This window comes from Duffyella gerundensis, assembly GCF_001517405.1.
Lineage (GTDB): Bacteria > Pseudomonadota > Gammaproteobacteria > Enterobacterales > Enterobacteriaceae > Duffyella > Duffyella gerundensis.
Map to the genome: position 1 here is coordinate 16,401 of NZ_LN907829.1, position 13,229 is coordinate 29,629.

Consider the following 13,229-nt stretch of genomic DNA (forward strand, 5'->3'; position numbering starts at 1 on the left):
TCTGTAGAAATGTCAAATGTCAAATGTTAGATGTGCAATGAATATATAAAACAAAAATTTATCACAGGAGTAATCGTGAATATTGAATTGTTAAAAATCGGTGGCTATATATTACCTGCTGCTGCGATGTTACTTAATTTTGCTGCAAGATTTAAGACACTTACAAATGAGAGGATATCTGTTTATAAAGATATCAAGCCGCTTTGCACAGCGATAGAAATGAAACCATATGAAATCAAAGAAATTAACAAAGAAATAAATAATCTAATTCTATTTGAGGCCACGCGAATTAGAGACCCTCTTTTGGCGCAGCAACATTTAAAAAAATTAAGCTGTAATGATATTACGGATATTCAAGAATTAAGAAGCTTGCACATTGCATTGATCAGGAGGCCACTGACACCGCAACAGGAAATAAAGAAATAAGATTCATACTTAACAAGAAAAAATACAATAAAAGAAGGATGGAGGGGGGCGGACTTATAACCAATTGTCTTGCTGGTTATTACATTTTGTTCTTTTTGGCACTTAGATTGCCCAAAGAGGATATTTTACTTGCAGTAGCAATGCTTGTTATTTCTCTTGCCCTTGTTTGCGTTATATTAACAACAATTGCTACATATCCCATGTACGGATTTTATAAAAATAATAAAAAAATTGTTGATTCACTAAATAATTTTTCTATTGAATGAATTTTTTAAGATGATAGCTAAAAAAAGCATTCGAGCATCCGTTATCGTGGTGATTTATTTTAGATGCTGCATATATAATTGCTTTCATTTTTTAAAATAAACTTTACCCAACGTCTGCTTCGGGAATATTTTTTATAGGTGATATCATTTTATTGTGAATGCTTTAATAGTACCTAAGTGTATTCGTCAACTGGATACTGGTCATAGAACCCCTCTCAAGCATCCAAATCTTTTGGTTGCTTGAAAGGGGTTGAACAAGCCGAAGGCGCGTTAGCTACGTAGTTTATCACCTAGTGTTGTCTGGTTATCCACTTATCAACAGGATAGATCCAATAATTAACCGTACAGTTCCTTTAAAGATCCATATAGATCCCTGAGGCTTTAAAGCCTTATGTAGCAAGGCCTGAGAGGCCGTGTTGATGTTTATAAACTGGATAAATATGTTTATAAACAGGGAAAAAATGTTTACTAACTGGATAAGAGTGTTTATAAACGGGATAGTAAATGTTTATAAACTGGATGAGCTCCTGTTTTGTGATCATCTCATTTCCCAGTGTGGATAAAGTGTATATGGACAATAAAAACAAGGTGTTGCACCTTCCTGATGTTCTAAGCATCAGTGGTACTGGCAAAAAGTTAACCCCAAGTTCTAACAGCACCGTTCAGCCTGTGGCCCTGATGAGACTCGGCTTGTTTGTCCCCACACTGAAACGTAAAGGCTCGAAGGTAGAGAGTGTATCAATTGATGCCTCAAAGGAGCTAGCTGAGCTGGAAATCGCCCAAGCAGAGGGCTATACCGACATCCGCATCTCCGGGCCCCGCCTTTCAATGGAGACTGATTTTAAGGTATGGATCGCGATCATCGTTTCTTTTAGCCGCTACGGTGAAACGACGAACACTATCGAATTGCCCTTCTCTCAGTTTGCATCATTTGCGGGATATCCTGATAAAGAAAAGACTACTGTGCTGCGTATGCGTATCTCTGATGCGTTAACTCGCTTACGTGGGACAACGATAAGTCTTTCATCTAAAAACAAGAATAAACATACAGTTACAGGGCTTTTACAACGCGGCCAGTATGATGTTGAAGCTGATGTCATTCGTTTACAAGCTGATGAATCTCTGTGGGAGCTGTATCGTATAGACAATCAGGTTTTACTGCAGATGATCGTTTTGCGCAAACTTGCGAATAAAGGATCCGCTCAGGCACTTTATACGTTTCTTGAAAGCCTGCCTCAAAAACCCATTCCGCTCTCTTTTTCACGTATCAAAAAGCGCCTTATGCTTACCTCTCCGGATGCTCAACAAAATCGCACGATTAAGAAGGCAATCGAAGAGCTGCAGAAAGCAGGCTATCTGGATGCATCGGTAGTTAAGAAAGACAAAGAGTGGTTCCTCAATATCCATGGGCGTAATCCACGGTGTAATGTGACTAATCCTGCTGATTTTATTGCTGATTTCACCTAGTCGTCTGGCTATTCCTTGTATGCTTGTATTCGCAAAATGTTTGTAAACTGGATGATGTGATCTGCAATGTGTTTGTAAACAGGAAAGGCACTTGATTTTCGTCTGTGGTGAGATGTTTAGAAACGGGAAAACGAACTGCATGTTTATAAACTGGATATGTTGAACTGGTTGGCTGAGAGGGTTCAAAGATCGATATTGCCCTATTAAACTCCCTGTGCCCTGTGCCCTGTGCCCTGTGCCCTGTGCCCTGTGCCCTGTGCCCTGTAACCAGCCTGCATGTTTATAAACTGGATTTCTCCTCTTCAGCAGAGCGTATGGCTGCACGCCAAGCCCGCTGAGTTTTCCTGCTATCCCGTTTATAAACACAAACCACACGCCCTCCCCTGCAGCACTCATGAGAGTTGTATTGATCTGGTTTCCAGTTTGCAAACATCTCGGCTTCACTGTTTTCCAGTTTATAAACACATTTATGTGGAATACAATTTCAACGGCTCAATTAATAATCGTTTTAAAGCACGCGTGCCTTAGGAATGTCAGACCAGCGCGTAGTCCAGGCAGGGCTGAGCATTTCACGCTTCATTTTCCACTCAGTGTTAATTCCCTGTCCGGCAAACCACACATTTCCCAGCCCGGACTGATTAATGCCGTCCAGCACTTTCATCAATTGTGCGCTGTTAGGCCGTGGCCGATTATCGTCAAATAGATTGAGCTGGCTTACGCCGTTCGGCGTAAAGTTATCAAGCATGATGCCTGCTTTCATGTACCGGCGTCCCCCAAGCCAGATACGATCAAGCGACCGCATTGCAGACTCAATGATGTCCCGCGTGTCCTGTGTTGGCAGCGTCAGCTTCTCACCGGCGTTGTTTCCGTAAAACACCTCACCGTTGGCGTGTGGCGACGTCCGAATAAACACGCCGATGTTGCAGCAATACTGACGTTCCCCGCGCAGCTTTTCCGCTGCGCGTGAAGCGTACTGACACAGCGCCTGCTGCATGGCTGTTTTTGTAGTAATGCGCTCCCCGAAGCTGCGACTGCAGACTATCTGCTGTTTTGCTGGCGGCAACTCTTCGAGCGGTATACATGACTCGCCGTTCAGCTCCCGCACGGTGCGCTCCAGCACTACGGAAAAATTATCGCGAATAAACTTCGGCCGCGCACGCGACAGCTGCAGGGCTGTTTCGATGCCCATAAGGTTGAGCAGTTGGCCGATACGCCGTCCCACACCCCATACTTCCTCAACGGGTTGATTAGTCAGCAGGGCTTCAGTACGTTTCGGATTACCCGGCGTCAGCGCCAGCACTCCGCGAAACTGCTTCCATTCTTTACTCGCCCACTGTGCCGATTTCGCGAGCGTTTTGGTTGGCCCCATGCCGACACCGACGATGAGACCCGTTGTGGTAAACACATGCGCGCGCAGGCGACGACCAAAAGCTTCGAAGTCTTCACAGCCGTTAATACCTGTCAGATCCAGGAACATCTCATCAATGCTGTACTGCTCGACGCGTGGTGTTATCTCCTCAAGCGCGGTCATTACCCTCTGGCTCAGGCTGTGATAAAGCGCATAGTTTGAGCTGAACACATGTACCTTTTCCGGATAGTCCTGCGTTTTTATCTGGAACCACGGTGCACCCATTTTTATGCCCAGTGCCTTTGCGGCGGCAGAGCGTGCAATAACACAGCCATCGTTGTTACTGAGCACGACTACCGGCCTGCCACGCAGATCCGGACGGAAAAGCGTCTCACAGCTGGCATAGAAAGAGTTGACGTCAGCCAGTCCAAAAATAGGCATAATTATCTCCCACGGGCACGGGTACTGTTAAAGAACCAGGTGACAACGCCGAGCAGTTGCAGCTCTTCCGGATAGATAACGGGATAAGCGGGATTCATAGGTAGGAGAGCTACACGTGGTGTCAGCTGCAGGCGCTTAACCGTGAACTCACCGGCGACTTCGGCGATGACGATGTCGCCGTGCGTGGGTTGTTCTGCCCGATCGACCACCATAACGTCGCCGTCAAAAAGGCCGAGTTCCTGCATACTGTTACCACTGGCCCGCACGAAGAACGTAGATGCCCGTCTGCGAATACAAAGCTCATTCAGGTCCAGCTCTTTCTCTACATAATCCTGAGCGGGGGAGGGGAAACCGGCAGGACAGGGGTCTGCATAAAGCGGTACCCTTACCGTTGGAGTAAAAATCGGCGGCCACATCAGAGTCAGGCCCTGAGCGTAAATGGCCGTTTTCATTGTGCGATATCCCAAACATAATGCTGGGTGCAAACTAAAAAAATCATCGTAAAGCGCATAAAAATCCTCCTTTGAATTATACTGTTTATATGAACAGTATTATTGAGCCTGAAATTTCTGGCAAGAAGAAGCGAAACGATTACGCCTAAAAATGTTGTCGGAGTGCTGAACTGATCCTGAGATGGTTGAACGTTGACCCGTTTAGAAGAGCTGCCATAGCATCCGAATTAACATGCAAGAAACGGCAGTCAGCTTTAGAAACATAGCCCTTTTACAACCCAGGGAGACTTGACGTACTTGGCAGATTTAAACTATATTTCCATTATTCTGGAAATTTGGTTTTAGGGCTCATGAACATACACAATGCTGCTGTTGCACTCAGAGAGCTGGGACACGTGACGCGACTGGGAATTTATCGTGAACTGGTTAAAGCCGGACCTGAGGGCCTGCCTGTGGGTGAAATACAGAAAAGACTGACCATTCCGGCTTCCACGCTCAGCCATCATCTTTCTGCGCTGATATCCGCTGGCCTCATAAGTCAGGAACGGCAGAGCCGTACCCTGTTCTGCAGGCCCTGCTATGCGAAGCTTGAGCAGCTGATGGCTTTTCTGACTGAAGAGTGTTGTGCCGGCGGCAGCGGGTGCAGCCTGTCCACCGCAATTACCCACAAAGAGAACCTGCTGTGAATAACGTCAATGATGCTCTGAACAATATCGATCCAACTCTCCTGGATGCGCCCCTTTCGGAAGAGAAATTAAAGGCCGAAGAGGTGGCGCATCCGCCCCGCATCCTGATGCTCTACGGCTCGCTGCGGGAGCGCTCTTACAGTCGACTCACTACAGAGGAGGCCGCCCGGCTGCTGACGGCCATGGGCGCGGAGGTGAAGATATTCAATCCGTCTGGCCTGCCGCTGCCGGATGACGCCCCGGAGACGCATCCGAAGGTCGCAGAGCTGCGCGAGCTGGTGCTCTGGTCAGAAGGGATGGTCTGGTGCTCTCCTGAGCGTCACGGTGCCATGACCGGCATCATGAAGACGCAGATTGACTGGATACCGCTGACGTCCGGGGCGGTCCGGCCCTCGCAGGGGAAAACCCTTGCGGTAATGCAGGTCAGCGGCGGCTCACAGTCGTTCAACGCCGTAAACCAGATGCGTATTCTCGGGCGCTGGATGAGGATGATCACTATCCCGAACCAGTCATCCGTGGCAAAAGCCTGGGCCGAGTTTGATGAGGACGGACGCATGAAGCCTTCTTCATATTACGACCGCATCGTGGACGTCATGGAGGAACTGATGAAGTTCACCCTGCTGACGCGCGGGCGAAGCGATTATCTGACCGACCGCTACAGCGAGAGGAAAGAGAGCGCCGCACAGCTCTCAGAGCGGGTCAACCAGCGCAGCATATAAAAAAGCCGGCATCTGCCGGCTTTTGTTTTTCACACTCGTTATATATGCCACCTGAGGAAAAATCAGTGGCTGACGCGGTGACCGTGCTCATCAATGACTGCTTCGCCGTCCTCTTTGGTAAATGCGCCCTGCTGCGCGTCCGGCAGTATGTCCAGAACTGCTTCGGAGGGGCGGCAGAGCTTTGTGCCGAGCGGTGTCACCACCACCGGGCGGTTAATGAGGATCGGATGAGCCAGCATGGCATCGAGCAGCTCGTCATCGCTGAACCGGTCTTCGGCAAGGCCGAGCTGCTCGTACGGTTCGGTATTTTTGCGCAGCAATGTACGCACGCTGATGCCCATGTCCGCAATCAGCTTTTTCAGCTCATCGCGCGACGGCGGTGTTTCCAGATACAGAATAACCGTGGGTTCGGTGCCGCTGTTGCGGATAAGCGCCAGGGTGTTGCGGGACGTCCCGCAGGCCGGGTTGTGATAAATGGTGATGTCAGTCATAAGCGGTACTCCATAAAGGCACTGCGCAGGCGCAGCGCCGGGGTTAAGGTTAAACAGACAGGCGCAGGGCCAGCGCGGCCAGCGTCACAAACAGTACCGGCAGGGTCATCACGATGCCCACGCGGAAGTAGTAGCCCCAGCTGACGGTAATGTTTTTCTGCGCCAGGACGTGCAGCCACAGCAGGGTAGCGAGGCTGCCGATAGGGGTGATTTTCGGGCCGAGGTCGCAGCCGATGATGTTGGCGTAAATCATCGCCTCCTTCACCACGCCCTCAGCAGTGCTGCCGTCAATCGAAAGCGCGCCAACCAGTACGGTAGGCATGTTGTTCATCACCGAGGAAAGCGCCGCCGTCAGAAAGCCGGTGCCGAGGGTTGCGCCCCAGACGCCGTGCTCTGCAAACCGGTTCAGGGCGGCAGAAATATAATCCGTCAGGCCGGCATTGCGCAGTCCGTATACCACCAGGTACATGCCGAGCGAGAAGATAACAATCTGCCAGGGCGCACCTTTCAGTACCTTGCCGGTATCAATCACGTGGCCTTTCCGGGCTACCAGCCAGAGAATAAACGCCGCCACCGCTGCCACCAGGCTGACCGGTACGCCAAGGGGTTCAAGAGCGAAAAAGCCGGCCAGCAGCAGAATGAGAACAATCCAGCCGGTTTTAAAGGTGTGCGCATCGCGAATGGCCTCACGCGGCGCCTTCAGCTTCGCCAGGTCGTAAGTGGCCGGGATGTCCCTGCGGAAAAACAGGTGCAGCATCACCAGCGTGGCGGCCACAGAGGCGATATTCACTGGCACCATCACCGAGGCATACTCGCTGAAACCCAGTTTAAAGAAGTCTGCCGTGACGATATTCACCAGATTTGACACGATGAGCGGCAGGCTGGAGGTATCGGCGATAAAGCCGGCCGCCATCACAAACGCCAGCGTGGCGCCGGGGCTGAAGCCCAGCGCCAGCAGCATGGCGATAACGATCGGCGTCAGAATGAGCGCGGCTCCGTCATTGGCAAACAGCGCCGCCACTGCCGCACCCAGCAGAACGATATAAGTGAACAGCAGCCGGCCCCTGCCGCCTCCCCAGCGGGAAACGTGCAGCGCGGCCCATTCAAAAAAGCCGGACTCATCGAGCAGCAGGCTGATAATGATGACCGCAATAAACGTGGCCGTGGCGTTCCAGACAATCTGCCAGACCACCGGTATATCCCCGATGTGTACCACGCCGGTCAGCAGCGCCAGCGCGGCGCCGATAACGGCACTCCAGCCAATGCTGAGCCCTTTCGGCTGCCAGATCACCAGTGTCAGGGTCAGGATAAAAATCGCACCTGCCAGAAACATACTCTCTCCTTCTTAAATATAACCGCCCGTTAAAGCGGGCTGATAAATGTATGCTGCAAAACACATGCGTTTTATCGAATGTATTTTGACAAAATTTTTACATGCAGACGGCCTTGCCGTTGGTTGTTGCGTTATCACGTTCGGCCTGCTGACTGAGATGCAAAATGTCGTCCCGCTGGCACAGATATGCCTGCTCAATGATCGCTGCTGCCCACGCAGGCATGTGTGGCGATAACCGGTAATGGATCCACTTGCCGTCACGTCGGTCGATAAGCAGTCCACTCTCTCTGAGCAGGGCCAGATGCCGTGATATTTTTGGCTGTGTTTCTTTCAGGATGTAGACAAGCTCGCAGACGCAAAGCTCGCCTTTTTCGCGCAACAGCAGTACCAGGCTGAGCCGGGTTTCGTCAGAAAGATTCTTAAAAAGTTGCAGGGGCAGAAGTGGCGGCATAATTTCTCCTTCGTTGCGGACAGCAATAAGTCTCGTCCTCTGCAGCCGAAAGGTCAATTTTATATTTATAAATTCATATATGTTATGGCGTGTTGACAGGCTGTTCTGTACAGCTGGATGAGGGCATAGCGGTTATTAACAGGAGAGTTCGGACCTGCCTGTGCAGGGTCTGACCGCCATGAAGATGGCAGCTTACCGGACGTGAACTTTTCACATAATAATGCCGCCATAGCGGTCGGCATTATCACCTGAGGTCACACGTTATTGCGCCCCAGCCTGGGGATGAGGCGCACGTAAACCAGTTCGCTGATCAGCTCAACCATGGTCTGAGCCACGATTACAGCCGGCAGGACGGGCACCGCGCCCGGAACTGCCAGCGCCAGCGGTAAAATGACCAGAGAGTTTCGGGTAGCGGCACTGAAGGCAATGGCTCTTCCTGCAGCAGGCTCCAGACGAAAAACCTTAGCCATGCCCCAGCCGCACAAAGGTGCTAACGCAGCAAACGCCACATAGACAGGCACTGCCTGAACAGCAACAGACCAGGCTTCACCCAGCTGCGGCAGCATGGCGGCCACAACGATGAAAAGAACTGACGTAGTTGCCGGAACGGGCAGCAGACCAAGACATTCGGAAGCCTTTTGCGCAAAATGACTTTTGCGGGCCATAAACTGGGTCAGAGCAGCAAGGATCAGGGGGACAGCGATAAGCCAGATGAATGCGTGAATAAAGGGTGCGGGCTGCACCAGTTCAGAGGCATTTTCGCCAAGAAATAAATGCAGGTATACCGGAAGCAACAGAATCTGCACGATAAGTAAGACCGGTGTGGAGGCCAGCAAAAGACGGGCATCAGCACGACCAAGTTGCGAAAATGTCACCACGTAATCTATGCAGGGAGTAAGCAGGACCAGAAGAACGCCGAGGATAAGCAACGGGTTTTGCGGAAGAAAGCTGACCAGTACTGCCACCAGAAGCGGCACTAAAAGGAAATTAGTCAGCAGGAGAGGCAGAATAAAACGCACCCTCGTGAATGCACCGCCAAGTTCAGCCACGGGCACCTGCAGAAAGGTGACATAGAGCATCGGGGCCAGGGCGGGGTTGATGGCACTTTCAAGGCGGGCTGTCCCCGGCAAAAGCATTGCTGAAAAACATCCGGCAGCCACTGCAACGAAGTAAATGGCAATCTGACTATGCTCCAGCCAGTCCCTGATCTGTCCTGCTTTATTTACTGTTTGCACAGGCTAAATCCTTTTGTGTTGGTTAATGTGAATGTAAAAGCGATGTTCAGACATTGTTTTCTGGCCCTGTAGGCATACCTGTACATTTAGAAAATAATTCGATGGCCTGATCGCAATAAAGGCAATGCCCCCTGACAGCAGTCGTGCATCAGGAAGGCGACTAAATCGGCCAGGTCTGTCCAGCAGGCGCTGTATATAACCGATTTGCCTTCGCGGCGACCGAAGATAAGGCCGGCGTGCTCGAGTTGTTTCAGGTGAAAGGACACTCTGGAGGGGGATGAGGCGTCAAGAGCAGCAGCAATGTCACCTGCGGACATGGCACCTGCGCCTGACACAACAAGCATTCTGACTATTCTGAGCCGTGATTCATGTGCCAGCGCTGAGAAAGCAATAAGTGCTCTGGTTTGCTCCATTATAATTCTTCATTTCATGAGTATGTGAAATGAAGGGTGTTTTATTCTGGAAACTTTTACCAGAGGCTATACGATGCGGTTGAACCGCTGACGTCACTTTCCAGCGAGCAGGATCAGTCCCGCCAAAATACGCTACGAAACAGACGGAAACTGAATGCTGAGCGATATCACGCAGATTTTAACGGCAGAATACTCTCTGTTGTCTGAATGGCCGGGCATGGCGGAGTAGCATGACAAAAAAGCCTGTATCTTTAGCGCACCGCCCTGCCGGCAGCAGAAAAGCAGCATCAGTGTGAATGACTTCCGGCCAGGTGACCTGGAGTGATAACCGGCACAACAGCATCTGATTCTTCTGCCTGCTCAAGCTCGCGCAGAATACCGCAGTCCCGTGTTGGCCGGTTGGCATTGCAGTGGCTCCGGAGCTCATACAGCTGCTTTTCCAGCATATTCAGTTCCCGAATGCGGGCTTGTACATGATGAAGATGTTCGTTTATCAGCGCATTAACCGTACCGCAGTCTGCATCAGGCTGACTGCGCGCCTTTAGGAGCGCCCGGATTTCTTCATGGGTCATATCCAGCGCCCGGCAGCGCCGGATAAACATCAGCCTTTCCAGATGTGCACTGTTGTAATGTCGGTAGTTATTGGTCTGATCACGGAATGCAGCCTGCAGCAGACCCTCACGTTCGTAATAGCGCACCGTTTCAACCGGACATCCGGCCTGTCGGGCCAGCTCGCCTATTTTCATAATTCATCTCACCTCAGCTTGACCCTGTAGTTACATTAAGGTCTTTAATGCCATTATACGTTACTAACGGGATAAAAAAATGAGTGACTGCTGCAGTAATAATAAATGTGGCTCAGCTGCAACCGGAGAGGAAACGGCTCCTGAAAATACCGCAACTTACCCGACAGAGGCCTCTGGTAAAGCGCTGCCAAAAACGGCTGAGGCCACACCGGCCTGCTGTAACTCCGGGAGCTGCTGCTCACCGGAAAGCCAGAGTCAGCCGTCCGAACGGGTTGCTAAGCGTGCCGGCAACAATGACGTTCAGACGCATCTGCGCATCATGCAGATGGACTGCCCGACGGAAGAGACGCTGCTCCGTAAAAAACTGGACAAACTATCTGCTGTCCGGAATCTTGACTTTAATCTGATGCAGAGGGTGCTCACTGTGACCCATACGTCTCAGGCGCTGGAGCCGGTTCTGCAGGCGGTGCGTTCACTGGGTTTTAAGCCGGAACTGATTGATAAAGTAGCCCAGCCTGAAGTCAGTAGCTGTTCAGGCCGCGAGGCGGAAAGCCTTTGCGGATCCTGTTGTTCGCCTGAACCTGCCACACTCAGTGAGCTGCAGACGCAGCAGGTGACAGCTGACGGGGTGCGTACCAGCATCCGGATCATGCAGATGGACTGTCCGGTTGAAGAAGGCATGATCCGTAAAAAGCTGGATGGTATGGCTGCCGTAAAGGAACTGGATTTCAACCTTATGCAACGCGTCCTGACGGTGGTTCACTCACCGGATGCGCTGGAGCCGGTTCTGGCCGCCATTCGTTCGCTGGGTTTTGAACCTGAACTTCCTGACAGCAGTGGCCGGCACGCAGCCACCGAGGAAAGGAAAAAACCATGGTGGCCACTGGCGCTGGCCGGTGTGGCGGCAATCGCCGCCGAAGCCATGCACTGGATGGGCATGCCGGAGTGGCTGGAGGCCATACTGGCGCTGACAGCGGTGGTCTCCTGCGGACTGACAACCTACAAAAAAGGCTGGATTGCCCTGCGCAACGGCAACCTGAATATTAACGCTCTGATGAGCATTGCTGTGACCGGTGCACTTGCGCTTGGACAGTGGCCGGAAGCCGCCATGGTGATGGTGCTGTTCACTATTGCGGAGCTGATCGAGGCCAAATCACTTGATCGGGCTCGCAATGCCATTGGTTCACTGATGAAACTGACACCGGATAAAGCCGCGGTTCAACAACCTGACGGCACCTGGAAGGAAACAGAGGCAAGGCTTGTTCCGCTGGGAAGCGTTATAAGGGTAAGACCCGGAGAGCGAATTGCTCTTGACGGTACATTTCTTTATGGCCGCTCAGAAATCAATCAGTCTTCAATTACCGGTGAAAGCCTGCCTGTTGATAAAAATGAAGGTGATCCGATATTTGCCGGTACGATTAACGGCTCAGGAGCGTTCGAGTATCGGGTTACTGCAGCAGCAAATGATACTGTGCTTGCGCGCATTATTCATGCTGTCGAAGAAGCCCAGGGAGAGAAGGCACCTATACAGAGATTCATTGACAAATTCTCTCGTATTTATACGCCGGTGGTTTTTCTGGTTGCCGCCGCGGTTGCTGTTATACCGCCTCTTATTGAAGGGCAGGGCTGGCAGGAGTGGATTTATAAGGCGCTCGTCATGCTGGTGATCGCCTGCCCCTGTGCTCTGGTTATCTCAACGCCTGTGACTATTGTCAGTGGCCTGACTGCTGCTGCACGCAAAGGGATTCTGATTAAAGGCGGAGTTTATCTTGAGGAAGGCCGCCGTCTTAAGTGGCTTGCGATGGATAAAACCGGCACCATCACCACGGGTAAGGCGAAGCTGACAGATATCATCATCGACGAAACTATTCCTGAGTGGGAAGGACGGATACTGGCAGTAAGCCTTGCGGGATATTCCGCTCATCCTGTCTCGCAGGCGATAGTTTCTGCAGCACCGGTAGCGATGCTTTATGCAGTTGAGGATTTTGAAGATTTGCCGGGACGGGGAATACGGGGAAACATAAACGGTGAGCCATATTGCCTTGGAAATATCAGGCTGACACAGGATATCCCGGGCTTTTCGGAGGCTAATCAATCAACAATAGATAGTCTTGAAGCTCAGGGAAAAACTGTAGTTATACTCAGCAATTCAACCCAGGTAGTGGGTATATTCGCAGTGGCGGATACGGTCAGGGAAAGCAGCCTTGAAGCCGTAAAGGAATTACGTCGTCTTGGCGTTCGAACCATTATGTTGACCGGCGATAATGCTTATACGGCTAAAGCTATCGCTGCTCAGGTTGGTATAGATGAAGTCAGAGGTAATCAACTGCCTGAAGATAAGCTCCAGGTCATTGAATCATTACATACGCGGGGTTCCACGGGTATGGTTGGTGACGGCATTAATGACGCCCCTGCACTTGCCCGAGCTGATATTGGTTTTGCCATGGGTGCAATGGGAACGGATACTGCTATTGAAACTGCAGATGTTGCGCTCATGGACGATGACTTACGCAGGATCCCTGACTTTATTCGGTTGTCCAGGCAGACATACAGGATACTGATACAGAATATCATTCTGGCTATCGGAATAAAGGCGGTATTCCTTTTCCTGACCATTGCCGGATTAGGAACCATGTGGATGGCCGTTTTTGCTGATGTTGGGGCAAGCCTTCTGGTTGTGGCAAATGGGCTGCGGCTGTTGCGCAAATAGTGTGCTCAGCTGACGTGCGTCGGGCATTCTGTTAACAGTTCAGAT

13 protein-coding genes are annotated in these 13,229 nt (G+C 51.0%); 5 read left to right on the plus strand and 8 right to left on the minus strand.

Features of this window, described 5'->3' with window-relative positions; genetic code table 11:
- Nucleotides 1-75 precede the first annotated feature (75 nt).
- Together EM595_RS19870 and EM595_RS19875 are read left to right on the plus strand one after the other, a co-directional pair.
- On the plus strand, nt 76-426 hold the full coding sequence (locus EM595_RS19870) for a hypothetical protein (RefSeq protein ID WP_067437098.1): 351 nt from the start codon (nt 76-78) through the stop codon (nt 424-426).
- Nucleotides 427-1,262: 836 nt separating this feature from the next.
- Nucleotides 1,263-2,159, plus strand: a complete 897-nt coding sequence (locus EM595_RS19875; protein ID WP_067437378.1) for a RepB family plasmid replication initiator protein — start codon at nt 1,263-1,265, stop codon at nt 2,157-2,159.
- A gap of 508 nt (nt 2,160-2,667) precedes the next feature.
- On the opposite strand, the gene umuC is transcribed toward EM595_RS19875, so the two are convergent.
- Nucleotides 2,668-3,942, minus strand: a complete 1,275-nt coding sequence (gene umuC, locus EM595_RS19880; protein WP_067437381.1) for a translesion error-prone DNA polymerase V subunit UmuC — start codon at nt 3,940-3,942, stop codon at nt 2,668-2,670.
- Nucleotides 3,943-3,950: 8 nt separating this feature from the next.
- On the minus strand, nt 3,951-4,400 hold the full coding sequence (umuD, locus tag EM595_RS19885; RefSeq protein ID WP_082691714.1) for a translesion error-prone DNA polymerase V autoproteolytic subunit: 450 nt from the start codon (nt 4,398-4,400) through the stop codon (nt 3,951-3,953).
- A gap of 350 nt (nt 4,401-4,750) precedes the next feature.
- Between umuD and EM595_RS19890 the strand changes: the two genes are divergently transcribed.
- Nucleotides 4,751-5,086, plus strand: a complete 336-nt coding sequence (locus EM595_RS19890) for an ArsR/SmtB family transcription factor (protein WP_067437104.1) — start codon at nt 4,751-4,753, stop codon at nt 5,084-5,086.
- Nucleotides 5,083-5,805 carry an arsenical resistance protein ArsH gene (gene arsH / locus EM595_RS19895; protein WP_067437107.1) on the plus strand — a complete coding sequence of 241 codons (723 nt, stop codon included), beginning with the start codon at nt 5,083-5,085 and terminating at the stop codon, nt 5,803-5,805. The genes EM595_RS19890 and arsH overlap by 4 nt, the downstream gene beginning before the upstream one ends.
- A gap of 62 nt (nt 5,806-5,867) precedes the next feature.
- Here the strand turns inward: arsH and arsC are convergent, their stop codons facing one another.
- The 6 genes from arsC to cadR all read right to left on the minus strand — a co-directional run bounded on the left by arsC (nt 5,868) and on the right by cadR (nt 10,474).
- Nucleotides 5,868-6,296 (minus strand): glutaredoxin-dependent arsenate reductase, encoded by a 429-nt coding sequence (gene arsC, locus EM595_RS19900; protein ID WP_067437109.1) that lies wholly within the window; start codon nt 6,294-6,296, stop codon nt 5,868-5,870.
- A 49-nt stretch (nt 6,297-6,345) separates the two neighbouring features.
- The gene (locus EM595_RS19905; protein WP_067437112.1) at nt 6,346-7,629 is read right to left on the minus strand and encodes an arsenic transporter; all 1,284 of its coding nucleotides are present in this window, start codon (nt 7,627-7,629) and stop codon (nt 6,346-6,348) included.
- Nucleotides 7,630-7,726: 97 nt separating this feature from the next.
- Nucleotides 7,727-8,080, minus strand: coding sequence for a metalloregulator ArsR/SmtB family transcription factor (locus EM595_RS19910; RefSeq protein WP_067437115.1), 354 nt, complete (start codon nt 8,078-8,080; stop codon nt 7,727-7,729).
- Between the two features lie 254 nt (nt 8,081-8,334).
- On the minus strand, nt 8,335-9,315 hold the full coding sequence (locus tag EM595_RS19915; RefSeq protein ID WP_067437123.1) for a bile acid:sodium symporter family protein: 981 nt from the start codon (nt 9,313-9,315) through the stop codon (nt 8,335-8,337).
- A gap of 86 nt (nt 9,316-9,401) precedes the next feature.
- Nucleotides 9,402-9,728: an ArsR/SmtB family transcription factor gene (locus tag EM595_RS19920; protein ID WP_082691715.1), complete on the minus strand. Its 327-nt coding sequence runs from the start codon at nt 9,726-9,728 to the stop codon at nt 9,402-9,404.
- Nucleotides 9,729-10,015: 287 nt separating this feature from the next.
- Complete coding sequence (gene cadR / locus EM595_RS19925; protein ID WP_067437126.1) at nt 10,016-10,474, minus strand: Cd(II)/Pb(II)-responsive transcriptional regulator; 459 nt, start codon at nt 10,472-10,474, stop codon at nt 10,016-10,018.
- A 79-nt stretch (nt 10,475-10,553) separates the two neighbouring features.
- Between cadR and EM595_RS19930 the strand changes: the two genes are divergently transcribed.
- On the plus strand, nt 10,554-13,184 hold the full coding sequence (locus EM595_RS19930; RefSeq protein ID WP_222938614.1) for a heavy metal translocating P-type ATPase: 2,631 nt from the start codon (nt 10,554-10,556) through the stop codon (nt 13,182-13,184).
- The last annotated feature ends 45 nt before the right edge of the window (nt 13,185-13,229 follow it).